This is a genomic window from Streptococcus sp. ELY_90, from assembly GCF_058314475.1.
The window spans coordinates 125,784-148,772 of sequence record NZ_JBZFUJ010000001.1 but is presented as its reverse complement, the minus strand read 5'-3'; the positions used below and the strand labels follow the sequence as shown (position 1 = coordinate 148,772).

Annotated in this window: 17 protein-coding genes, 2 pseudogenes and 1 other annotated feature; all 19 genes and pseudogenes read right to left on the bottom strand. The window is 42.9% G+C overall.

Annotated elements, in window-relative coordinates; translation table 11 throughout:
• Window positions 1-10: 10 nt before the first annotated feature.
• Window positions 11-2,647, bottom strand: coding sequence for a DNA polymerase I (gene polA, locus AC4HAF_RS00680; protein WP_491096267.1), 2,637 nt, complete (start codon window positions 2,645-2,647; stop codon window positions 11-13).
• 138 nt (window positions 2,648-2,785) lie between these two features.
• Window positions 2,786-3,283, bottom strand: coding sequence for a DUF2798 domain-containing protein (locus AC4HAF_RS00675; RefSeq protein WP_491096266.1), 498 nt, complete (start codon window positions 3,281-3,283; stop codon window positions 2,786-2,788).
• A 180-nt stretch (window positions 3,284-3,463) separates the two neighbouring features.
• Window positions 3,464-4,735, bottom strand: a complete 1,272-nt coding sequence (locus tag AC4HAF_RS00670; protein ID WP_491096265.1) for a class II D-tagatose-bisphosphate aldolase non-catalytic subunit — start codon at window positions 4,733-4,735, stop codon at window positions 3,464-3,466.
• A 135-nt stretch (window positions 4,736-4,870) separates the two neighbouring features.
• A complete protein-coding gene (locus tag AC4HAF_RS00665; protein WP_491096264.1) occupies window positions 4,871-5,908 on the bottom strand; it encodes a PTS fructose transporter subunit IIC in 1,038 nt (345 codons plus the stop codon).
• Between the two features lie 15 nt (window positions 5,909-5,923).
• Window positions 5,924-6,238, bottom strand: a complete 315-nt coding sequence (locus AC4HAF_RS00660; protein WP_491096263.1) for a PTS fructose transporter subunit IIB — start codon at window positions 6,236-6,238, stop codon at window positions 5,924-5,926.
• Between the two features lie 11 nt (window positions 6,239-6,249).
• Window positions 6,250-6,705: a PTS sugar transporter subunit IIA gene (locus AC4HAF_RS00655; protein WP_491096262.1), complete on the bottom strand. Its 456-nt coding sequence runs from the start codon at window positions 6,703-6,705 to the stop codon at window positions 6,250-6,252.
• A complete protein-coding gene (locus AC4HAF_RS00650) occupies window positions 6,692-8,578 on the bottom strand; it encodes a BglG family transcription antiterminator (protein ID WP_491096261.1) in 1,887 nt (628 codons plus the stop codon). The genes AC4HAF_RS00655 and AC4HAF_RS00650 overlap by 14 nt, the downstream gene beginning before the upstream one ends.
• 272 nt (window positions 8,579-8,850) lie before the next feature.
• Window positions 8,851-9,537 (bottom strand): D-allulose 6-phosphate 3-epimerase, encoded by a 687-nt coding sequence (gene alsE, locus AC4HAF_RS00645; protein ID WP_491096260.1) that lies wholly within the window; start codon window positions 9,535-9,537, stop codon window positions 8,851-8,853.
• A gap of 18 nt (window positions 9,538-9,555) precedes the next feature.
• Window positions 9,556-10,659, bottom strand: a complete 1,104-nt coding sequence (locus tag AC4HAF_RS00640; protein ID WP_491091676.1) for a PTS fructose transporter subunit IIC — start codon at window positions 10,657-10,659, stop codon at window positions 9,556-9,558.
• 10 nt (window positions 10,660-10,669) lie between these two features.
• Entirely contained in the window at window positions 10,670-11,122 is a 453-nt protein-coding gene (locus AC4HAF_RS00635; RefSeq protein ID WP_491096259.1) for a PTS sugar transporter subunit IIA, read from the bottom strand.
• A gap of 12 nt (window positions 11,123-11,134) precedes the next feature.
• Window positions 11,135-11,449 carry a PTS fructose transporter subunit IIB gene (locus AC4HAF_RS00630; RefSeq protein ID WP_491096258.1) on the bottom strand — a complete coding sequence of 105 codons (315 nt, stop codon included), beginning with the start codon at window positions 11,447-11,449 and terminating at the stop codon, window positions 11,135-11,137.
• A 14-nt stretch (window positions 11,450-11,463) separates the two neighbouring features.
• Window positions 11,464-11,880, bottom strand: a complete 417-nt coding sequence (locus AC4HAF_RS00625; protein WP_491096257.1) for a PTS sugar transporter subunit IIA — start codon at window positions 11,878-11,880, stop codon at window positions 11,464-11,466.
• Window positions 11,870-13,333, bottom strand: coding sequence for a BglG family transcription antiterminator (locus AC4HAF_RS00620; RefSeq protein ID WP_491096256.1), 1,464 nt, complete (start codon window positions 13,331-13,333; stop codon window positions 11,870-11,872). Before AC4HAF_RS00620 ends, AC4HAF_RS00625 begins: the two co-directional genes overlap by 11 nt.
• A 474-nt stretch (window positions 13,334-13,807) precedes the next feature.
• Window positions 13,808-14,713, bottom strand: a pseudogene (locus AC4HAF_RS00615) (helix-turn-helix domain-containing protein).
• A 464-nt stretch (window positions 14,714-15,177) separates the two neighbouring features.
• Window positions 15,178-16,833, bottom strand: a complete 1,656-nt coding sequence (locus AC4HAF_RS00610; RefSeq protein ID WP_491096255.1) for a hypothetical protein — start codon at window positions 16,831-16,833, stop codon at window positions 15,178-15,180.
• Window positions 16,834-17,529: an ABC transporter ATP-binding protein gene (locus AC4HAF_RS00605; RefSeq protein WP_491096254.1), complete on the bottom strand. Its 696-nt coding sequence runs from the start codon at window positions 17,527-17,529 to the stop codon at window positions 16,834-16,836.
• A 618-nt stretch (window positions 17,530-18,147) separates the two neighbouring features.
• A pseudogene (locus tag AC4HAF_RS00600) lies at window positions 18,148-18,885 on the bottom strand (cyclase family protein).
• A 76-nt stretch (window positions 18,886-18,961) separates the two neighbouring features.
• Window positions 18,962-20,347, bottom strand: a complete 1,386-nt coding sequence (locus AC4HAF_RS00595) for a cation:dicarboxylate symporter family transporter (RefSeq protein ID WP_491096253.1) — start codon at window positions 20,345-20,347, stop codon at window positions 18,962-18,964.
• Window positions 20,348-20,398: 51 nt separating this feature from the next.
• Window positions 20,399-20,641, bottom strand: a binding site (T-box leader).
• A 166-nt stretch (window positions 20,642-20,807) separates the two neighbouring features.
• Entirely contained in the window at window positions 20,808-22,781 is a 1,974-nt protein-coding gene (tkt, locus tag AC4HAF_RS00590) for a transketolase (RefSeq protein ID WP_491096252.1), read from the bottom strand.
• Window positions 22,782-22,989: the final 208 nt, after the last annotated feature.

Genomic DNA, 22,989 nt, shown 5'->3' with positions numbered 1-22,989 from the left:
GACAGCATAATTATTTAGCTTCATACCAAGTCTGACCAGCATTTTCATCGGCAACAAGCGGTACGGATAATTCAATAGCAGACTCCATCGTCTCCTTGACCAGCTGTTTAACAGCTGCCAGCTCTTTATTGGGAACCTCAAGGACAATTTCGTCATGCACCTGCAGCAGCATGCGCGCTTGGTAATTTCCTTGCGTCAGCGCCTTGTCCAGATTAATCATAGCTACTTTGAGAATGTCAGCTGCACTTCCCTGAATAGGGGAATTGATGGCTGTACGCTCGGCAAAGGAACGAATATTGAAATTGCGCGAGTTGATATCCGGCAGCTCACGCCGTCTGTGGAAGAGCGTCTCCACATAGCCTTTGTCACGCGCTTCTCTGACAACTCTGTCCATGTAGTTTTTAATACCCGGATAGCGTTCAAAGTAAGTGTCAATATAATTTTTGGCGGCCTTGCGGCTGATGCCCAAATTATTAGCCAGACCAAAGTCTGAAATGCCGTAAACCACGCCGAAATTAACAGCCTTGGCATTGCGGCGGTCGTTTGGTGTCACATTTTCCGGCTTGTCAATACCAAAGACACGCATAGCTGTGGAAGTATGAATATCAGCTCCTTCTTTAAAGGCCGCAATCAAGTGCTCATCTCCTGAAATGTGAGCCAGCACCCGCAGCTCAATCTGTGAATAGTCCGAACTGAGCAAGACACTGTCCGGCCATTCCGGAACAAAGGCCTTGCGAATCAAGCGGCCCTGCTCCAAGCGAACAGGTATATTTTGCAGATTGGGGTCAACACTGGACAGGCGTCCGGTCTGTGTCAAATCCTGCAAATAGCGGGTGTGAATCTTACCATCAAAAGAAATCGCTTCTTGCAGCCCGATAATATAGGTCGACTGAAGTTTGGCAATCTGACGGTATTCCAAAATTTTAGCTACGATGGGTGAGCGATGAGCCAAGCGTTCTAAAACATCAACAGCTGTCGAATAGCCGGTCTTTGTCTTTTTGGTCGCCGATAAGGGCAGGCCTAATTTTTCAAAGAGAATAACCCCCAGCTGTTTAGGCGAATTAATATTGAACTCTTCTCCTGCCAAAGCATAGATTTCCTGCGTTAGGGTTTCCAGTTCAATCTCATTGGCCCGCTCCATGTCTTTGAGCGTTTCTTCCTTGATGGAAATGCCGGCGATTTCCATTTTAGCAAGGACATTGGCCAGCGGCAGCTCCATTTCAAAGAGCAGACTTAACTGGTCATTGTCAGAGAGTTTGCTGCGCATGAGCTCTTCACTGGCAATCAGGACACTGACTTTATTGGCTAAATGGCTGAGCAGCGTATCCTTGTCAGGAACTGCCCGTTTGGCACCTTTTCCGTAAATTTCCTCATCGGTCGCAAGCGGCAAATCCGTATAGAGTCTGGCAATGGTCGATGTATTGTTGTTTTCAACAGTCGACAGCAGATACTTGGCCAAGCGGCTGTCAAAGCTGGCTGTCGGCAGATCAATTCCCAGATGATGGAGCAAAACTTTGCTGCGCTTAAAATCATAGGTCTTAATGGGGTTTGACAGAGCCTTTTTAAACAACTCTTCACCAAGCAGACTGATGTCATTGCTGGCATAGATAGCCTGCTTGTTGCCCCAGGCAAAACCGATGATATCTTCTGTGTGATAGTTGTCGTTTAAAATTTCAAAATAAAAGAACTGATCGTCTGCAAACATGTCCGGTTTGAGCCGGCTGACCTCGGTATAATCAGCCTCAAAATTTTCAGCCTTAGGCGATGAGCCCAGCTGCGAACGAAACTGCCTAAAGTCCATCTCATCATAAAATTTTGCCAGACTGTCAAACTGCGGACCGGCGTAGACAATATCTTCCAAACCAATGGTGATAGGCGCCTGGACATCAATCGTCGCTAAGGTTTTCGACAAAAAGGCCATCTCTTTATCATTGACCAGATTTTCTTTCATCTTAGAAGCCTTAAAGCTGTCCAAATGCTCGTAAATACCTTCTAAGCTGCCATGTTCATGCAGTAATTTCAGCCCTGTTTTTTCGCCAATCTTGGTGACACCCGGAATATTATCCGATTTATCTCCCATGAGTGCTTTCAGATCGATAAACTGCTTAGGCGTCAGTCCCATTTTTTTCTTGAGGTAAGCCGGCGTAAACTCCTCGAACTCTGCAACCCCCCGCTTAGAAATCTCAACGGTCGTGTTGCTGTCAGTCAGCTGAATCAGGTCTCTGTCTCCGCTGACAATCGTTACGTCATACTCATCTTCATTTTCTGCCAGTTTATCCAGCGTTCCAATAATGTCATCGGCTTCATAATTTTCCAAATCATAAAAAGGAACACCGAGCGCTGTCAGCATCTCACGGATATAGGGGAGCTGTTCGCGAAATTCTGCCGGTGTCTTATCACGTCCGGCCTTATAATCGGTAAACATCTCTGTCCTAAAAGTAGTCTTGCCCGCATCAAAGGCCACTAAAATATGGGTCGGCTCTACCCGCTTGATCATATGATCCAGCATCAAGTGAAAACCGTAGATGGCATTGGTGTGAAGACCGGCAGGATTTTTAAAGCGTTCAATTTGATTGTAGAGTGCAAAAAAGGCACGGTAGGCAACGGAGGACCCGTCAATTAACAGTAATTTTTTCTTGTTAGTCATAGCTCTATTGTAACATAATTCTCACTGTTTAAAAGTTTAAAACTCATTAGCACAAAGCCGTTAAACCCCCAGAAAAGCCAAAAGAAAAAACAGGAGCATTTCGCTGTACCCTGTCTTATTTTTTATAGTTATGTTTTCTTAAATAATGGTTGGTATTTCATCGTCATCGTCAAAATCTTCCACTTTGTCTTCATTAGGGAAGGGCTTTTGCAGATAGCCTAAGATAAAGCGTGAAACAGGTCCCACAAGCAGAAAATTTAAGGGAACTGCCATCACAAAGTTTGTCAGCCAGGCTCCCAGATAAACCGGCAGCGTCAAAGTAACCCGATTGATCAGCAGGCCATATAAAGACATGATAGAAACCATTCCGAGAATCATCAAGCCGGAGATGGTCAGAATTTTTTGCCAGCGCTTATGATGGTCTTTCAAAAAATAAAAGGCAATCTTTTTGGCCAGCGGACCCACTAGTAAAGTATCAGCTAGAAAAGCAAGGACAAATCCGGGAATATAGCCCAAAGCTAGGGCTTTAAAGCTGAAATGGCCGACCACTGTCAAATTATAGGCACTCATTCCCAGCACCATTAATCCGCACATCATGGTTGTAAAAAGCATGGCTTCTTTAAAATTTCTTGGCATTACTCGCCTCCTTTTTTGTTCTGAAAACTAGCATATCATAATTTACACGGTCACGTAAGCTCTTTTTTGAAAATTTTCTGAAATAGCGTTTCAAACCAAAAAACCTATCAAAAACGTCATCAAAAGTTTCTGATAGGCTGATCGTTATATGATCTGTGAAATGAAGCAGGCTGTATGTCTTTAGATTTTGAGATTTTTAATACGGCTGGTAACACCTTTCAAGTTATAGCACTCTGCATAGTCTCTGATAGGCCGCTTGATATGATCAATGACATAGCGCTTACCGTCAATATGGTGAGCTGCTAAGTTGGCATAAAGCTTTTCAATTTCCGCTTTTACAGCCGGATTATTGAAAGTATAGTGACCGGCAATGTCCAAAATTTCTTCCGACAGGGCCTCATCTGCTTTGATTTCTTCAACTGTCAGATTGACCTGATCTCCCACCATCCACTTTCTCCAGCGTTGGCTTTCAATCGCTTTTACCAGCAGGGTTTCGCGAATTTTGGAAGCTTCTTTAACCAAGCCGTATTCAACTAATTTGGCTTCAACTTGAGCCAAATTGAGATAGGCTCTTGTTTCTTCCGTACCGTATTGGGGTGCGACATTGGTCGCTGTAATGGTTGAAGGCAAGTGTTCTAAAAGCGTAACATCATCGAGGTAGTCACCATTGTGCTCTTTGAGACCGACACCGTATTTTTTTGCCATCTGAGCCAAATCATAAGCATTTTTAAAATTAAAGTGTCCGACTTGCTCTGTCTTGCGCGTCAGGGTTCCTGTCTGGCCGACGATAAAAGTTGGCATGGGCAGACCTCGCTTGCCTAACTCTGCCTGCAGCTGTTTGATGAAGGTTTCATAGGTTTCGGTTGAGGTTAAACCGCCATTTGTTTCTTCCGTGCCGACTTCATAGCCGATTTCCGGCAGCTGGCGCTTTTTACGCTCATTTTCACAGAACTCAATCAGGGCAACTGTACGCTCCAAAACGGTTTCAAGCGGAATGACCTTGCCGATTTCAAAAGGATCCTTGGTCGGATCAATCATAAGCAAATCAAAACCTGCTTCAATATCTCCTACATAAGACTGCTCTCCCAGTTTCATGGCCTCATCTGTCGGCAAGTGGCTGTTGCGCTCCTTATCACGCTGCCAAGGACCGCCGTGGTCGCGGCAGAGATAGTAAAGATTGTCATAATGAATATCTTCTGCAACTTCTTTGACCGCCTGAGCAAAGGTGAATTGATTCCAGCCGTTAACATAGCCTCCGCCAAGCTCATCCAAATCAACCTGATTGCGGCTGGCAATAAACATGACCGGATAGTCATCTTCCTGCGAGAGTTCCAAAGCCGCCTGCACACAGTTTTTAGACATGGGACCGATTCCCAAAAGAGTGGCGCTTTCGCCGGTTTTTTGCAGTTCCAAGAGCCCTTGAACGGTCTCTTTAATTGGAAGTTTTGTCATAATGTTTCTCCTTTATTTAAGATACTAAGGGCGTAAAGAAATCCGTATAAAAATAGGAAACGGGCGCCGTGTCGCTAAGACACAAGGGGTTATCTTTTTTACTAGGATTTTAAGCCGTGTTCAATTACTAGTTTTTCATTCTTCAATATCCGGTTTGGTAAAATGCAGGATAGCAACTGAAATCAAAGTACCAATCAGCATAGCAATAACATACCAGAGTTTTCCGTTAACAACAGGCAAAATGATGAGACCGCCGTGAGGCACCAGGGCCTCAACATTATTTACCATCCCAAGAGCACCGCCGACAGCACTGCCGATAATAATCGCGGGCAGGACACGTTTCATATCCTTTACCGCAAAAGGTATGGCACCTTCGGTAATGCCTATCAAACCCATAAAGAAGGCAGACAGCCCCAAATCACGGTCTTCTTTGCTGTACTTCTTTCGGTCAATAAAGGTTGAAATAGCTACGGCTAAAGGCGGAATAGCTACCGCAATCCGGTGAGCACCGTTAGGCGAATAGATGCCTTCTGCCATCAAAGCAAGCGTAAAGGCTGTTGCCGTCTTGTTGATAGGACCGCCCATATCAACAGCTGTCATAGCGCCGATAATCAAGCCCAAAACAATGGCACTGCCTCCCTGCATCTCACCCAGTGTTTTCACCAGCCAATCCATGACAACCCCAATCGGCACGGCAATGATATAGATATAGACCATTCCCAAAACAAAGGTCGTTATAATAGGGACAATCAAAATGGGCATCAAGGTTCTGACCAGCTGCGGCGTCTTCCAGTTTTTAGTCCATTTGACAAAATAACCTGTCAGCACTCCCAAGAGCATAGCCCCTAAAAAACCTGTTTTGACCTGATCAGCACCAATAGGATTATTGGCGATGTAGCCTAAAATCATAGCCGGAGCCAAGGCCGGCTTTCCGGAAATAGAATAAGCGATATAGCCCGACAAAAGCGGAATCATCATCGCAAAGCCGGCAGAACCTAAATCATTCAGGTTTTTCATGAACTGACTGGTGATTTCCATCCCCTTGTCGGTTGGCTTTCCGGTGGACAGGGCGATTGCCAGAAAAACACCGCCGACCACAACCGAAGGCAGCATGTAAGAGACCCCGGTGTTGAAAGCTTTTTGCAAGTCTTTCCATATTTTTTTATTCATCATTTTACCCTCTTATTCTTATAGTGCTTCTGCCTGATCTAAAACTTCAGACGGGTTTTTAATAGCTTCTCCCGGATCAATTGTCAGAACCTTTCCCTGAGCCCGCTTGTCATCAAAGCGCTCCTGTCCTTCAATTTCCACGGCGATAGCCAAAATGACAAGATCCGCTTCATCTACAGTTTCTTGTTCCAATTCATTTTCAATGCCCATTCCTCCTTGGGTTTCAACCTGGTAGTCATAACCGCGTTTTTCACACTCTTTTTCAAGCGCCTCCTGAGCCATGTAAGTATGGGCAATGCCTGTCGGGCAGGCTGTTACGGCAACTATTTTCATTTTGAGCCTCCTTATACATCAATCGCATTTAATAGCTGAAAAACCTTGTCTTTATCTTGCTGCAGCAGTTCCTCTCGAAATTGTTCGTCCAATAACTTTTTGCTGACCTGCGAAATGAACTTTAAATGCAGTTTTTCGGTCCCTGTCTCCGGAACCCCGATCAGAAAAATCAGCTGAACCTTTTCATTATCTTCTTGACTCCACCTAAATTTTTTCTTAGTCCGTAAAAAAGCGATAAAAGGCTTTTTGACGACATCTGTTTTCCCGTGCGGAATAGCAATGCTATAGCCAATAGCTGTCGGCACTTCAGCTTCCCTTTTTAAAACAGCCTGAAAAAACAAGTCTGCATCGCTGACATAGTCAATAGCCTCGGCTGCTTTGGCAATCAGTTTAATAATCTGATCCTTGCTGTTACTGTCATAATCAAGAAAAATCAATTCCTGCCGGATAATATCAGTCTTTTCCATAAACGATTTTTAAAACCTCCTTAACGTCTTTTTCCTGTCTGAGTGTCTTCAATTTTGCTTCATCATTAATAATCTGATAAATGCTGGCAATAATGGCTCTGGCTTGTTTTAAATCTTTCTGGGCAATTCCTATCATAAAAACAGTATCAACATAGTAAGTATTCCACTTATATTTTTTACAGCTGGTAATAAGCGCAACAAAGGTTTTCAAAACATGCACCGGCTTGCCGTGAGGAACGGCAACACCTAAGGGCAAGTCAGTGCCGCCCAGCTCTTCACGCTTCAAAACATCATATTTAAAATCCCCGGTTACCAGCTTTTCTTCCTCCAAATGCTCGCCAACACTTAAGATAACATCTTTTTTGGAGGCATATTTTTTATCCGTAAAAACCAAATGAGGCAAAATATAGTGCTTCAGAATTTCCGGCGATTTGGTCAAAATCTTGTTCTGCTTGTTTTTTTCGCTAAAAATACTGATCAGCTCCCTATTGCTGATAAAGGGTGAAACATAGTAACAATTACTTTCTTGCCGCTTTAGCTTTACCGTGGTCAAAACAAAATCATACTGGTTTAGATCGAGCTCTGCGGCTTCCGGCACCGAAGCAACTTCCAGCGTATCCAGCGAAGGCAGAGCATTTTTGATGCGATTGATTAACAGTTCTGACGTCACAATGCCTGTCGGGCAGATCACCAGAATTTTTCGGCTGATGCCGGCCTTTTCGATGGCCAGCTGGAAGTAAATCGTTAAAAAAGCAATCTCATCTTCATTGATGTCAAGACCCAATTCATCACTAAAATCCGTCATCACCAGCCATAAGATATTGAATACTACCGAGTATTCCAGCTTTATCTGCTCTGTAAAAGGGTTTTTGACAAAGGTGTGCGACTGCAGGCGCTGGAGCATGGCGGGAATGTGAATTCTTAACTGCTCCAGCAAATGCTCATCACTTGAAAGATCAATCGTTAAGGCCTGAGACACTTCTTCAATCAAACGCTCAACCAGTCCATCATCGACATAAGCTGCCGGAATCGGCTCAAAGCGGTAATTGAGGAGCATATAAGATAGATATTCAATATCACCGTTTGTATAGGAAAAACCTAGGCGCACAGATGCTTTATGCAGAATTTTCACTGCGCTGTCAATATAAAAGGCATGCGTTTTTCGGTTCAACAGCCCCTCTTTTACAGATAAGTGCTCTCCCTGCAAAAGTTGATAGACTAAGGCAATGAGAACACTGAGAAAACTTTGGATATAAACCTCAGAGATGGTATTGATGTTCTCTCTGATATAGCTGTAAAGGATATTTTCACAGACCCCTACAGCTTCATGAGGATAAGAAATCAATAGAATATCGATATCATCTTCTAACGGTAACGGGCTTAAAGACTGGGCGTGCTCAATCAGGAGCTGATTAAAATTAAGCAGAGCATTGAGCTTTTCTTCAGAGTCCTTCCAATCAGCTCTGGTGCCTTTATGGTTGCTAAGCAGACGGAAACCATTGCCCTTGCCCAAAGTCTTTTCGATAAACGTAAAATCCTGTTTGATAGATGTTTTGCTGACAAAATATTCCTCAGACAAGGACTTAAAGGTTACTGTTTGAGCTTTGAAAATCAGCCGAATCATGATGGCAACTCTTCTTTTCAGGCTTTGATCCTCGTCTTCTGCCGGTCTTTCGCTGCCCAATTTTTTATCAACAGCAATGCCCACGCCGCGCTTTCTGACGATGTTTAAGCCAGAATTCTGAAGCGCTTTCATTTCCGTGTACACCGTTCGCTCAGAAATCCCCAATTTTGCAGCTAAATGGGCTGCCGTTTGAAACGACGGCTCCTGCTCAAGCAGACCCAGCAATTTTACCTGTCTTTTGGTGAGCATTTCTAAATCACCTCCTGACACACTTACCTATTACTTACAGTGGGTTAAAGCAGCTTCAGATGAGAAAATTTCCCGCAGGAAAAGGCCACAAACCAAACAAGCCTGTAATCTGTCAAACCAGTTAGTATTCACTATAGCAGCTGCCCTTGTGATAAATTCATTATAAACAATCCCTTACAGCCCTGTAAATAACAAAAAGCTGCAGGAACTTCCTGCAACTTTTAAGATTTTACAAGTATTTTAAAGAAAGAGTGGCTCAGTGGTACAGGCTTTTACAGCCTTTTTCCTGTCGTCTCTTCATAATCTTTTTCCATGATTGCCCATGACTGCGCAATATCATCCGTCAGGGAGAACAAGCCGCTCCTGCCGACAATATAGATATCCGGCCCCGCCTCATCAATGCGTTTAAAGGTTTTGCGGTTAGATGAGCCGTCCATTTCTATCACGTAATGGTAAAAGTGCTCATCTCTTAGATGTCTTAAGTCAACAATTTTTTCCAAGCTTGATTCTAAGAAACGCTGCCCTGCAAAACCCGGGTCAACCGTCATCACGGTGACCTTATCCAGCAAGTCAATATAAGGCAGAATGGCACTTACTGGTGTTTCAGGATTAAGAACAACTCCCGCCTTTAAACCGGCATCATGAATCTGATCGATTAACCGAAAGGCTAAGCCGTTAAGAGCTTCGGCATGCATACAAATCCACTCACAGTTCATCTTTATCATCTCAGCCACCCAGAAGGCCTGATCGCTAACCATCAGATGAATGGACAAGGGCAGGTTGGAGAGCTTTCTGACTTCACCGATAAACCAGGGAGACAGCGTAATATTGGGAACAAAATGCCCGTCCATAATATCAATATGATAAGAACTGGCATGCTGGTTAAGAAACGTAAGCTCTTCTTTAAATTTATCCAGATTCATACACATCAAAGAGGGTGATATTTCAACTGCTGACATCTCTACTTCCTCGCTTTCTCATAGAATTTCAAAGTCATCAAGACTGATATCTGCTTCATCCTCTGGATTGACTTCCGCTGTTGCTTCCTTGGAAACAGGCTTTTTGATCACGGCATAAACTAAGCCTGTTACCAAAATATTGATCAGCAATCCGCAAATCCCGGCCAGCGGCCGTGTCATGGTCGGAATCATCAGAATCCCGCCAAAAGGCACCGCTGAATCAGCTCCCATCGTCATAGATACAGCACCGCCTGCTGCACCTCCTATGGCGGTTGCAATCAAGCCCGGTATCAGATTGTTCATGACAATGGGAATAACCCCTTCAACAATATTGACAATCCCCATGGGAACAGCTGATTTCAGCGTTTCAATTTCATCCTTGCTGTAGATGTTTTTTCTCATCAGTTTGGCAATAAAATAAGCCAGACCGAAACCAACAGGGGTAGCCGTATTTACCAGCTGCAAAGCAGTTAAGGGTTCTTTGACGCCTTCTGCCTGAAGGGTCAAGACAAAGGCATAGACCGTCTTATTGAGCGGACCGCCAAAATCAACACCACTGAGCACTCCGACAACACCGCCAAAGACAATACGCGATGAGGAGCTGAGCCCTTTTAAGAAGGTTGTCAGCCAGCTGGTAAAGGCGCTGATCGGACCGCCAATCAGGTAAATCATAATCAAACTGCTGACAAAGGCTGTCACAAAAGGCACAATCAAGGTAGGCATCAAGCCCTTTGCCCAGTTTGGAACTTTAAGGTTCTTTAACAGATAAAGAGCCAGAAAACCAGCAATATAACCGCCCAAAATACCGCCGATGAAGCCGGCACTGATACTGTTGGCAATTAAACCGACAACAAAACCCGGTGCAATCCCCGGTTTTCCGGCAACTGAGAAGGCAATCCCAGTCGCAATAACAACAGGTAAGAGACCCAAAGCCTTGCCGCCCATGGTTGCCATAGCATCCCAAAATGAAAATTTCCCGATGATGAGCGCGTCCTGAGACTGACCGCCCATAGCCATCCCAATAGCAACTAAAAAGCCTGCCCCGCAGACGATGGGGATCAAATAGGAAATAGCAGTCAGCAAATGGCCTTTCAAATTAGCTTTTTTCAATAAATCTTTCATTTCTCTCCTCCTATGATGAAAATGCAGCCAAAACATCTTCTGGGCTTTCAGCCTGTAAGAGCCTTGCTACGACCTGATCGTTGCCTAATTTTTTAGCAAAAAGAGCGAGCAGCTTTAAATGTTCCTTCGCTGCCTTAGCATCCGAACCCACCGCAAAAAGAATCACTGCGCGCACGCCCTTGCCATCAAGGCTCTCCCAAGGAATTTCCCGGTCATTAATACCAATGGCTACAGCAGGAACAGTAACAAAGGGACTTTTCCCATGCGGAATAGCTACAAAATTGCCGATACCTGTTTGCCCCTGCGCTTCACGTTCATAGACATCCTTGATAAAGGCTTTCTGATCAGAAATCTTGTTTTCCTGAAGCAGCAAACCAGACAGTGCCTGAAGGGCCTCTTCTTTGGTTTTTGCCGATAAATGAGTGTCGATCAATTTGACATCAATAGCATCCTTTGCTTCCATTGCTTGTCCTTCCTATTGTTGAGCGGCGACTTCTGCCAGTTTGGCAATCAGCTTATTGGGCGATTTGATAGCAACTTCTGTCGGTACCTTGACTGTTTTCTTGCCGGCAAAGCGCTCTTCTCCGGAAATTTTGACATCAATGGCTAGAATCACAATATCGGCTTCTGCAATATCCTGAGCACTCAGCTCGTTTTCAATACCGATGGTGCCTTGTGTCTCGATTTTGACCGTATGTCCCGCTTTTTTAGCTGCCGCTTCTAATTTTTCCTGAGCAATGTAAGTATGGGCAATCCCAACGGTACATGCTGCTACTCCAACGATTTTCATAGTTTTCCTCCTATTTATAAAATTTTTTCGATAGTTGTTTTGCTGTCTGTTAACAGCTTGTCAACATAAGCATCATCTGCCAGATTTGTCATAAAGTGTCTGATCTCATCTTTAACAGCTCTTTCTTCATTTTTTTTCAAAGCCAGGCAGATCACTAATCTGATGTTTTTGATGGTCTCACTCCAGTCCTCAATAGGCTCAGCTAAACGCAGAATCAAAAGCTGGCTTTGCCTAAGCTCGCTTGATTCAAGATGCGGCAGGACTGTCTGCTTGTCAATCTGAATGTTAGCCAGTTTTTCACGTAAAAACAGTTTCTGTTTCAAATGCTGACTGATAGAAGCATCAATCTGCTCAGCTAAAAAGTGATAGACCTCTTCCGCTTTTTGAAAAGATTTTCCGACAAACACTTGTTTAACTAATTCAGAGCTCATTCTTGATTTCTCCAATCTTTTGCCGCAGCCGTTCCTGATCTTCTGCAGTAAACATTCCATTTACCAGTAAAAAGTGGTAAGACGGCGATTGCTTAAGGGGAATGGTTGAGATTAGCAGATCAATCGCAGGATAGGTTTCCTCTAAGTGTTCAACCTCACGCGAAGCAATCACATCAACAATTTCCAATTCTGAAAAATTATTGGCAATTTTAGCCCGCAGCAATTCTGAAATACCGATACCGGTCGTACAGACAATCACAGTTCTTAATTTACGGCCGCCAGTCTCCAGCAATTTGGCAAAGTAAAGCGTTATAAACCCGTTTTCATCTGCCGAAATGGGTGCCAGATGGTAAATGCGGCTGATTTCTTCTGACGTCTGACAGACCTTGTTAAAAAGATCGGGATAAACCAGTTTAATCTGACTGAGCAGACCATTTTGAACCATAATCTTTTGCTCCAAACGTTTGAGCATAGGCTTGATATGATTAGCCAGATCAAAGAAAATATCCTGATTCGTGATATCAAAGGCCCATTTCTGATTCATTAATGTCAAGTAAGTCCGCGTAATTCCCACTACTTCTTCTGAAAAGGAAATACTTTCAGAACTGACTTTTTCCAGCCTTGAAGCTGATAAATACTGATAAAGATAGTAGACTTCAACTCTTGGAATCGGCAGCTGCAAATAACTTTCCAGATGTTTGATAACTTCCTGAGATATGTCCAGCAAAATGTCAGAGGCATCCCTCAGTCCCTTTTTTTCTGTGTCATAGGCATAAGTTTGATGGGCTCTGATACGCTCCATCAAAATATACAAGTGCAAAAAAATGTTGATATTATAAGGATAAGGAATTTTCCCGGAAAGGTGTCTCTCAATTGTTTCTAATTGATAAAGAATAAATGCTGCATCTTTTTCATCAATATCCAGATCGGAATGTTCCTTTAAGTCAACAAAATCAAGAATCTGATCATGCTGAATCCCAGCCAGTATAGCGCGGCGGATATTTTCTTCTTGCCCTTCAATAGCCAGCGTTCGTTTTTTACGCAGCAATTTCAGGTCAAACTTTTTAATATCCTGAGCGATAATTTTCTCATCAGCAATCAAAACGGATTCCCCTAAAAAGAACTCCTCCATAACATCAAATACACTGACGGGTTTTGGTGCCTGCAGGAGCAATAATTGCTTTAGCTTACTTCTTCTTTGCTGGGGGGAATAATCGGCATGCGGCTTATTTTCATACAGCAGCAAATAGCGATCATAGTCCAGCTTGTACCCCCTTCCTTTTTCAGAGATAATCAAGGGACCGTCCGGCAAATCTTCATTGATACTTTTGACCCATCTGTAAATCGTTTTAGCTGACGTGTTTAATTTTTGCGCCAAAACATCAGACGTGATAAAATCCCTTTGAGTTAGCAGGAGATATATGAGTTCCTCACTTTTGCCTTTCAGGCTCATCTAAGCTTCCTCCTTTACATCCTTATGATAGCAATATTTCTTACCAGTATTTTACTAATTATTGTCCATAGCAACAGACATTTATTTGAATTATCTAATAAAATTACAGCAAAAAAAAATAAAGCCTCTGTCATAAAGCTTTATTTTGGATTATTATAAAGAGAACTGCTTGGGAATTATTCCCAGAGCAACCACACCACAATTACGCTCATCTACCTGAGAATATAAAGATACTTTTTCAAAATAAATCTTTTCTAACTATTATGTCTCATTATCTAAGTTCAAGGCAGATATCAAATTTTAATGAATCACTATCCCTAGCATGATAGCTATTGTTAAAATTTCGAGTACTTTTCTTACTTTCATTTTCATTTTACAAATTTCTCTCTTTCAGTTGATGATTTTATTCTACCTGTTTTCTTTTAAAAAAAATAGCGACATCAATGTCGCTATTGAAAATTATGGCTCTATCAATTAGTCGATTCCGTCTTTTTTCATCTCCATCTTAACATCGGCAATTACAGCAGCATCTTCAAGGATTTCTCCCAACATCAGAGCCTGATGATAGAGTTCCTTCGCTCGAGTCTTATTCCCTTCTTCCCTGACTTTATACATCGCTTCTAGTTCTATTACTGCTGGTTTATAAGTGTACAGCTGGGTTCTATCAATAATCTGCTGAGCTTTATCAATAAGAGGCTTAGCATTCTTATAGTCACCATGCAAAGCATAGACCGCTGCCATATTCGTTACTGTTAATAGTAACTCAACATTATAGAGTTCATTTGCTTCAAGCTCTTGTCGGAGTAACTTTCGCGCAATTTTTTTAACTGTCTTTATATCGTAGTAGGTTTCATAGGCAGATTTTTGCAGGAAATAAGCTAAGTAAAGGTAATCATTAAAAGCAAATTTTTTCTTTTGAAGGGTTTGTTCAAAGACATCGTCATAGATTTCTTTGATATCAGGCAGCTTACCCCCTTGAAGCGCACCCATGAGCTTTTCAGATAGGTCTAAAAAAAGCAACTCATCCTCTGGGAGTACATCAAAGTACTTCTCATAGATATCCTCAATCAAATCTATCTTTTTTTGGATGCGCTTCTTGTCCCCATAGGTTGGAAATTTAACAATCTGATTTTTCATATCCAGATAACCTTCAGATAGTTGGAGGCCGCCTCCTCCAAGTAAATCAGAAATCGGTACTTCGAGCATCCTGGCAATATACTCCAACTTCTCTAACGTCGGCAAGGATATCCCTTTTTCAATGCGTTGCAACTAGCGAATAGTCAATTTCTCTTCGTTCCCACAAAGATTTCTTTGTGATAAGCGTTTACTTTTTCTTTTATCCCTAATAAGCTGTCCCAATTCTTTTTTTCTAATAACCATAATCATATCTCCTAATTCCCATTAAGGTTAAAAGAGTGTGATGCAATTCCTATAGATAAATCCAACCATCCAAATTAATTGTACCCCAAAAAAATATCTTCTCAATATTAAAAATATGTTATTTCTGTAACAGTGATATCATCACTAGTTAGACTAAAAGGGTGCGGTTTTTCTTTCAGGCTTGAAAATTGCTTTTTAGGTCTAGAATTTACAATATAAGTGCAATTAAAAAACTCATAAAATTCTCAGTAAAATACTTTACTTGGAAAAATTTTATGAGCTATTGTTGTTTTGCTTATAGAGGGGCAAGAAAGCAGTCTTATCGTTATGACATAAGGTCTAAAAGTTACAAAAATCGCAAAAAATTTAAAAGACAAGCTTCCAGTACAGGTCGTGAAATTAAATGCCCCTAAAGGAAAAGCAACTTCTATCTGGACATTTCCTCCTCCTACCTTCAATAAATTCTACCGTAGTTTAAAGGTCTTGGGAGCCCAAGTCAAGACTAAGTAGGCACCAAAGATGATATAGAGCAGAACTACCAGTCCCATCAACCCAAGGAGAGAAAGTGTCAAGTGTCTAAAGTTTTGCAGTAAAAGCCAAAAAAGCATATAAGTCCCACCGCTGATAATCGTATACAGATAACTGCGCGATCGCATTTCCACGGTGAAAGGTTGAAGAAGAAAGTAGAGATAGAGAAAATGGAGGTTGAAAAAGAGAAGGGCAACAAGCTGACAAAGCAGGATAAGCAGGAAGTGCTCGAACTTAAAACCATAAATCACTGCAGACAAAGAGACGGAAGCCAAAACCAAGGCTAGGAATATAGGAATATTGTAGACGAGAGAAGTCTGCAGCCGGACTTTTAAGATTGCTAAGACAAAGCTAGGCTGCCGATAATAGTTAAATTTTAAGAAGTGGCGGTCTAGGTTGAAAAAGCAATATTTCATATAATATTCACCCAGATAGGCGATGTAGCCCAGTAAACTGGTCAGGATAAGCAGACTGTCAAAGGGCAGGATCTGCCGTATTCTATCTAAAAAGTCCACATTTAGAAAGAGCATCAACTGGGCTAGACATGTTACCAACAAAATGATCAACAGACGAAGACCGACCCGTTTCTTCAGCGCCCAGCCCAAACGTCTGAGAAAAACCTGATTGAGGTAGGCAGCGCCTGTCTTTTGTCCAGGTGCAATGGAGACGGTAACGGCGATATCTCCTTCCTTGAAGCCCAAGCCAGTCCGATTAGCCTCTGAAAATTGCTTGGCAGAGGAACTCAGAACTGAGAAAGTCACCAGACGCCGAGCTAAAAAATCTAGATTTTTAGCAACAGACAGACGCCACAAACCAAAACCAAGCAAAACTGTTCCGAGCAGACCAGCCGGCCAGCTAAAAGCCCACTGGCTGGACAAACCCTTACCTAGGCAGAAAAGCCCCGCGAGATATGCCAAGCCGATAGAAATCCCTGCAAAGGCGAGAATCGTATGATAACGATTAGGGCTACGATGTTGGGGACGGTATAGATTCAGAGTCAAAGCTCTCAGGCAGACTCGGAAGCCCAAGGTCAGACTAGCAAAAAAGATAGCTTCAAGAACAGGCCAGCCGCTAACAGCAAAAATTGCTCCTAAACCAATTCCCAGAGTCAGAAACTGGCTCAGAAGCTCCAAAATTTCTGTCAATAGATAGTAAGGTCTTGTCTGTATATGAAAGACCTTTAGCGCTACTAGCTGGCGCCGACTCATAAAGTCAACCCTAATGAGCTCATTATTCACAAAACTGCTCATAATGAGCGAAAAAGCGATAGCCAAACCTTTTATCAGACTTTGAGAAGAATTGGCCAAATCAGCCGGCCAGGAAAGTTCCTGAAAAAATTTTCCTTGGAGAGAAAACCAGACAGTAGCTGTAATCAGAAGACCACCCAAATAGAGCAACAACTTAGCTAAGCGCTGGAAGCCAACTAGAAGAATCCGAATAACACTAGCTACCTGCTTGACCTTGCTGTCGTAGAGACTGTCTTTAATAAAACTGCCCAACCAAGGAATTTTTTGCAGCAGGTAGAGTGTGTTATTATAGGTCTGGACTAGCTCCAGACGCAGAAGGAGAAAAATCAGGGATCGGTAAGTCATCTATTTCCCTCCTTTCAAGGCCTTAAGCAGGCTTTCTTCAAACTGCTCCTGCTGCTCATTGTAATCCAGACGTGTCAACCGTCCCTTATCCAGAACTACTACTTCATCGCAGAGATCCTCTGCCAGAGCCATAATATGAGTGGAGAGCAGAATGATATGATCCTCCCGCAGCTGTAATAACATCTTTTTAATCGCGATGCTGGAGACAACATCAACTGCGGTTAAGGGTTCATCCAGCAAGATGACCTGTGGTCGGGCAATCAGAATACAGAGCAATGAGAGTTTGCTCTTCATTCCGGCAGAATAGCCTTTAATCAGACGATGCCCGTCCTTGAGTGAAATATCCATAAAGGTTAAATAGTCCTCCGCCGACTGGCTATCCGGACCACCATGAAGACTGATATAAAACTGAAGAAACTCATAACCCGTCATAAAATCTGGCAGATAGTTTTCTGAAAAAACCATGCCAATATCCTCAATCTGCAAGGACCGCATCTGACCATCTGCCTCTATCAGCTCTATCTGACCCTCATCTGCCTCGTATTCTCCATAAAGAATACTGAAGAGCGTTGTTTTCCCTGCTCCGTTGCGACCCAAAAGACCAGTAATCTTACCCTGTTGAAAGCGATAGGAAGCTCCATCTAAAACGCGCTTATCAGAAAATGATTTCTGAATATTTTGGATTTGCAGATACATGTCTTCCTTCCTCCTAATATCTAGTTTTACAAAAGACAAACTTTAATTTTATCATAATGTTGAAATAATGAAATGATACCCCTATTTATAAATAAATTTTGAAATAGATATTTTAAGTTAAAAGGCACAAAGAAATAAATTACTTTAACTCGGATTTTCAACCATGAACCATGACTAATCTCTTATTCGAACTTCTCTAATACCATTTTCTAATTGTGAATTTTTCAGCAACTTTTTCAATAAGACTAGTTGCTACTAGCTGATTTATACCTGAGACTTGGATCGCTTGAAATTTTTGAATCTAGCTGTCTGCCTTCGTCTCAATGGTATCTGCTGTCATTAGAGACAGACCACTTATCACGGTTCACTGCAATAGCAAGTCGTTTTTTTATCTTATATCCTTTGTAAGTCATATCATTCCCCTTCTTATGTCAATTTCAAGAAAAATAATCTTGTGAAATTATTCAATCTAGCCTTTTAAAGTTCTATAACCCCATTGTAAGAAAATAAGTCCTAAAAAAATAGCGACATTAATGTCGTCTGATATTAAAAAAGGAAGATTCTAAGCAAATCTTCCTCCTTATTATTAATATTATATTAAATTGCCCTTCCCTAGGCTCACTCCGGTAAAATAGCTACTGCCCTAACCGGTGAACCTGTGGCTTTTTCCCAATGCGGGTAAGCGATAGCTATCAAGCTTCCTGTTGCGGGTACTTGGTCAAGATTTGCCAGTACCTCAAGCTGATAGATATCCTGTTCCAGCACATAATATTCTTCGGCTAAACGGCCGTTTTGGGCGGCCCGGACACCGCTGTCCGTATCCAAAGTTTCATGACCTAGAGCTGAAATGTTTCGCTCATGAATTAGAAATGCCAAAGCCCCATGCGACCAGCCGGGTGTATGCTGCACTCCTTGATCGTCAAGATTGCGAATGGCTTCTTGATCCGGCCAGCGCTTTGACTAATCACTGCGAAAGGCCACAAAGCTGCCGGCAGGGATTTTACCGTGCTCTGCCTCAAAAGCAATAATATCTGCTTTAGTCAGTTCATAATCAGGATTAGCTGCCACTGCCTGTGATTTATCAATCACAACCAAGGGCAAAAGCAAATCTTTCAAATCGATCTCATCCAGCCAGCGGCCGCCTTCTACAAAGTGAATAGGGGCATCAATGTGAGTGCCATACTGACCGACAACAGAAAACTGCTGCACATGAAAACCATCTTTTAAAGTAAAAACATCTTTCTTTTCCAAAGCAGGCAAAGGCGGAAAATGCGGGCTTTGGTCGTTGATTTGATGGGTTAGATCCACCCATTTAGCTGATTTTAGGGTTTGATAGGCAGCTGATATATTTGACATAACATGTCCTCCTTTATAATACAGCGATCAGCATATAATAGCGCAACAACTGCTGGCTAAATGCGATTTTTAGCCCTTATATAGAATGAACAGCTGCTGCATCATTTAAAATACTGTCATCCAGCTGATTGGTCTCTTTGGCCGTAATGAGTCCTGCTAAAATACTGTCGTTGACATTTACCAAGGTCCGCCCCATATCCACAATCGGATCGATTGCAATCAAAACGCCCAGAGTTGTTACAGGAAGATTGAGCGCTCCCAAGACGATCAAGGTAGTGAATAAAGCTCCGCCGCCAACACCGGCAACACCGAAAGAAGCAATGACATCAATCAGAACAAGCATCAGGACAAACTGCCATGAAAAAATATTAATACCAACCGTCGGTGCAATAATAGTGGCAACAATGGTCGGGTAAACCCCGGCGCAGCCATTTTGCCCAATCGTCAGACCAAAGCTGGCAGCAAAGTTAGCAACGGTCGGGCTGACACCCAGAGATTCTGTTTGAATTTTGACATTTAAGGGCAGAGTCCCTGCACTCGTACGTGAACTGAAGGCAAAAAGCAATGCCGGCAGTGCCTTTTTATAATATAGAAAAGGGTTGATACGATTGATGAGCAGTATCAGCGTATGGACCAGCAAAACGAGAATCAAAGCGGTATAGACAGCTGCGATGAAAAGTCCTAGACGGCCGATACTTGCCAGAGAATTTACCGCAATGGTATTGGTAATCAGAGCGAAAGTGCCATAAGGCGTCAGTGCTAAAACCAATTTAACAAGCCGATTGATAATCAGCTGCAGTGCCTTTATTCCCTTGGCAAAAACGGCTGCATATTCAGGGTCACTTTTTTGAACAGACAAATAAGCAAAGCCGACCAAAAGTGCAAAAATGACAACTGCTATCGTGCTTGTCGCCCGGCTGCCGGAAAAATCGGCAAAAATATTGCTGGGCAGAAAACTGACAATCTGCTGAGGCAGCGTAAGACCTTCGATTTCACCTTGGTGTTCCTGAATGCTGGCCAGAGCTTCTTTGCCTGCTCCTCCGGTAAAATTAGCTCCCTGCAGCTTAAATAAGACAGTCGTGAAAAAACCTATCAAAGAGGCAATAGCTGTCGTTCCCAGCAAAATGCTCAGAGTAATCCCTGTAATTTTCTTAAGATTTTGTTTTACTTCCAGCTGTGTAAAGGCACCAACCAAGGATAGAAAAATCAGCGGCACTACCAGCATTTTAAGAAGCGACACATAGCCGTTTCCAACAATTCCGATCCAATCAAGAGCTTGGGCTAAAATCTGACTTTTTGCCCCCAAAATCAGCTGGAGAACGAAGCCAAAAGCCGCTCCCAAAACCAGCGACAGCAAGACTAAACTCGTAAAGCCCACTCTTTTTCTATGGACAAAAGCTAAGATCGCTAATAAAAGAAGCGCAGCTGCTACAATAATTAATGTTGAAAATGTATCGTTCATAAAATCCTCCTTTGACATCATCCAAATAAAAAACTTGCAAAGCTGCTGCCTTGCAAGGACGTTAAAACGTGCTACCACCTTGAATTTATGGTATTCTCACAAATACCAACTCCATCAGTACACCTAAATATACTGGAAAGCTGTATGGGGCTTACCCCTAACAATTTCAGAAAAAACTCCCTTGATTGTTATCATTCAAAGACCATATTCAAAGCGACCGGCTAATCTTCTCACACCTGACGAAGACTCTCTGTTTAGCGGCAAACTTTTACTTTTTCTTATCAGTATGATGTATTTAATTGTTTTTTATTATAGCCGTAACCCCCTTTAAAATCAACCGATTCAGGCATTAAGCTTATTTATGGACTGCCATAAGTAAAATTTATAGGAGTAACTCCCGGCAAAATCAAAAGGCCTCCGCCTTTGGCGAAGACCCTTAATATCTTAATAGATGTCAAGCTTATAAGCTTTTCACAATATTGACAACATTTTCAACTGTAAAGCCATATTTTTCAATGACTTCAGCAGCCGGAGCTGAGGCACCAAACTTATCAATACCAAGAACCTTGCCGTCTAAGCCGACATACTTGTACCAAGGCTGTGTTGCTGCCATTTCAATTGCAAGACGGCGGCGGACCGAGCTTGGCAAAACAGCTTCCTTGTAATCATCGGACTGAGCATCAAAGAGCTCGGTTGACGGAACAGATACAACCCGTACCTTGCCGCCTTTGGCTTCAAGTTCTTTTGCTGCCTTAACAGCCAGATTAACTTCTGAGCCGGATGCCAGAAGAATCGTATCAAAATCTGTGCCTGTTTCATAGATGACATAAGCACCCTTAGCAACCGAAGTAAAGCTTGACCCTGCTTCAACAGCTAAGTTCTGACGGGTTAAGACAAGAGCTGTTGGAGTGGTCTTGCTTGTCAGAGCATAATGCCAAGCAGCCTGTGTTTCACGCGCATCTGCCGGACGGAAAACTGTCAGATTAGGAATAGCACGCAGGCCGGCTAAATGTTCAATCGGTTCGTGAGTAGGCCCGTCTTCACCGACAGCGATCGAATCATGGGTAAAGACATAAGTAACCGGAACACCCTGAAGAGCTGACAGACGAACAGCAGCCTTAAGGTAGTCTGAGAAGACAAAGAAGGTGCCGCCGTAAACACGCAAGCCCCCATGAAGAGCCATACCGTTCAAAACAGTTCCCATAGCAAACTCGCGCACACCAAACTGGATATTGCGGTTGAGCGGGTTATCAGCATCCTGAAGCCCATCTTCTTTAATGTAGGTCATATTAGAATGAGCCAGGTCAGCTGATCCGCCAAGGAAGTTAGGCAGGACAGCTGCCGCTGCATTGATAGCATCCTGTGAAGAATTGCGGGTGGCTTGGGAGAAGCCATCTTCATAAACAGGGAAGTCTGCTTCTTTAATGTCAACAGGATCCTTGCCGGAGATAATAGCTTCAACTTCACGCGCTTCTTCAGGATAGGCCTGACGGTATTCTCCTACCAGATTTGACCAAGCGGCATAAGCGGCTTCGCCGCGGTCAGCAACATTTTCTTTAAAGTCAGCATAGACGTCTTCAGGTACTTCAAACGGTGCGTAATCCCAGCCGAGAGCTTTGCGGGTTGCAGCCGCTTCCTCTTCTCCAAGCGGTGCACCGTGAACAGCATTGGTTCCGCCTTTAGTAGGAGCTCCGTAGCCAATCACTGTTTTCACTTCAATCAGGCTTGGCTTACCGGCACTTTTAGCCTCTTCAATAGCAAGGCTGATGGCATTAACATCTGTGCCGTCTTCAACCAAGCTGGTATGCCAGCCATAAGCCTCATATCTAGCACGGATATTTTCAGTGAAAGCATCATTGGTTTCACCATCCAAACAAATATCATTGGAATCGTAAAGGACAATCAGTTTATCTAAGTTTTGTTTAGCGGCATAGGAAGAGGCTTCACCGGAAACACCTTCCATAAAATCACCGTCACCGGCAATAACATAGGTATAGTGATCAAAAATAGGATAGCCTTCGCGGTTGTATTTGGCTGCCAAGAAGCGCTCAGCCTGTGCCAAACCGACAGCCATCGAAATCCCTTGCCCAAGCGGACCAGTCGTCACATCAACACCGGCAGTGTGGCCGTATTCTGGATGTCCCGGTGTTTTTGAACCCCACTGACGGAACTGTTTGATTTCATCCATGCTCACATCTTCAAAGCCTGACAAGTGCAAGAGAGCGTATAAAAGCATAGATCCGTGGCCTGCAGACAAAACAAAACGGTCACGGTTGATCCAGTTTGGCTGACTCGGACTGACTCTTAAGTGCTTTGTATATAAGCTGTAAGCCATAGGTGCAGCCCCCATAACAACACCCGGATGGCCTGATTTCGACTTTTCAATAGCATCCACACCCAAAAAACGGATGGCATTAACCGATAAATCTGACATAATATTCTCCTTTATAATTGATACCCTTATTTTAGCATAAAACGCTTACTTCTTCCAGAAATCTTAGAAAGCAAGCCGTCTTCTTTTAAAAAACTATCCACACATCGGGCGATATGCGGATAGAAACTGTCATTTTTAGCAGCTGCCCTGCCTGCAGGTGTGACAAAAACAGTTATAATAAGCAGCTGCCTGAAAAGTTAGCTTTGAT

What these genes read in the sequence shown, in the direction of transcription:
- AC4HAF_RS00670 (WP_491096265.1), bottom strand. Translation starts at nt 4,735, where the DNA reads ATGACAAAACTTCCAATTAAAGAGACCGTTCAAGGGCTCTTGGAACTG.
- tkt (WP_491096252.1), bottom strand. Translation starts at nt 22,781, where the DNA reads ATGTCAGATTTATCGGTTAATGCCATCCGTTTTTTGGGTGTGGATGCT.
- AC4HAF_RS00665 (WP_491096264.1), bottom strand. Translation starts at nt 5,908, where the DNA reads ATGATGAATAAAAAAATATGGAAAGACTTGCAAAAAGCTTTCAACACC.
- polA (WP_491096267.1), bottom strand. Translation starts at nt 2,647, where the DNA reads ATGACTAACAAGAAAAAATTACTGTTAATTGACGGGTCCTCCGTTGCC.
- AC4HAF_RS00640 (WP_491091676.1), bottom strand. Translation starts at nt 10,659, where the DNA reads ATGAAAGATTTATTGAAAAAAGCTAATTTGAAAGGCCATTTGCTGACT.
- AC4HAF_RS00675 (WP_491096266.1), bottom strand. Translation starts at nt 3,283, where the DNA reads ATGCCAAGAAATTTTAAAGAAGCCATGCTTTTTACAACCATGATGTGC.
- AC4HAF_RS00620 (WP_491096256.1), bottom strand. Translation starts at nt 13,333, where the DNA reads ATGAGCCTGAAAGGCAAAAGTGAGGAACTCATATATCTCCTGCTAACT.
- AC4HAF_RS00660 (WP_491096263.1), bottom strand. Translation starts at nt 6,238, where the DNA reads ATGAAAATAGTTGCCGTAACAGCCTGCCCGACAGGCATTGCCCATACT.
- AC4HAF_RS00650 (WP_491096261.1), bottom strand. Translation starts at nt 8,578, where the DNA reads ATGCTCACCAAAAGACAGGTAAAATTGCTGGGTCTGCTTGAGCAGGAG.
- AC4HAF_RS00655 (WP_491096262.1), bottom strand. Translation starts at nt 6,705, where the DNA reads ATGGAAAAGACTGATATTATCCGGCAGGAATTGATTTTTCTTGATTAT.
- AC4HAF_RS00630 (WP_491096258.1), bottom strand. Translation starts at nt 11,449, where the DNA reads ATGAAAATCGTTGGAGTAGCAGCATGTACCGTTGGGATTGCCCATACT.
- AC4HAF_RS00595 (WP_491096253.1), bottom strand. Translation starts at nt 20,347, where the DNA reads ATGAACGATACATTTTCAACATTAATTATTGTAGCAGCTGCGCTTCTT.
- AC4HAF_RS00635 (WP_491096259.1), bottom strand. Translation starts at nt 11,122, where the DNA reads ATGGAAGCAAAGGATGCTATTGATGTCAAATTGATCGACACTCATTTA.
- AC4HAF_RS00610 (WP_491096255.1), bottom strand. Translation starts at nt 16,833, where the DNA reads ATGACTTACCGATCCCTGATTTTTCTCCTTCTGCGTCTGGAGCTAGTC.
- AC4HAF_RS00625 (WP_491096257.1), bottom strand. Translation starts at nt 11,880, where the DNA reads ATGAGCTCTGAATTAGTTAAACAAGTGTTTGTCGGAAAATCTTTTCAA.
- alsE (WP_491096260.1), bottom strand. Translation starts at nt 9,537, where the DNA reads ATGTCAGCAGTTGAAATATCACCCTCTTTGATGTGTATGAATCTGGAT.
- AC4HAF_RS00605 (WP_491096254.1), bottom strand. Translation starts at nt 17,529, where the DNA reads ATGTATCTGCAAATCCAAAATATTCAGAAATCATTTTCTGATAAGCGC.